The organism is Actinomadura napierensis, from assembly GCF_039529375.1.
GTDB lineage: Bacteria > Actinomycetota > Actinomycetes > Streptosporangiales > Streptosporangiaceae > Spirillospora > Spirillospora napierensis.
Genome location: NZ_BAAAMR010000439.1, coordinates 1 through 516, shown reverse-complemented (window position 1 = coordinate 516; position 516 = coordinate 1). Strand labels below are relative to the sequence as shown.

The window sequence follows — 516 nt, the reverse complement described above, 5'->3', positions numbered from 1 at the left end:
TGTAAAATCAGCAAGTAATTGCAACACACGGCGTACTTCAATATCTTGGAAGTCTAATGAAAGTTTATTTCCTGAATAATTTGGCGTTTTATATAAAGAGGTAACATTTTTATCTTGGGGACGTTTCAAACTGATCGTGAGCTTATTCTCCGCCTGATAGGCCATATATTCATAGCTACCAGAGGACTGGATAGTTATTACACCAACCCCTTTATCATTATAAGCATCGATACTTGAAACCGGGGTTGCAAAATCATTTACATTTAAGCGACGCGCTAAATGTGTCGGGATTTTTGTACCTATTGTTCTTATAACGACTTTACTACCCTGCTGCTGAACATCTACAGGCGTATTACTTCCTAAAAGATCTACAACAACCAGGCCTTCTCCCTGACTACCACGCTGAAAGCCAATATTTGAAACTCCCTGTGGTTGTGCTGAGACCACAGGTAGCGGCTTATTACTTGTTTGAGCAGAATTAATTTTTAAAATGAAAGTATTGTCTTTCACTCGTGT

Annotated in this window: 1 protein-coding gene; it reads right to left on the bottom strand. The window is 38.8% G+C overall.

Translation table 11 applies throughout. The features are described 5' to 3' along the window. The coding region (locus ABD296_RS50370; protein WP_344285880.1) for an AMIN domain-containing protein at positions 1 to 516 on the bottom strand (516 nt) is incomplete at both ends.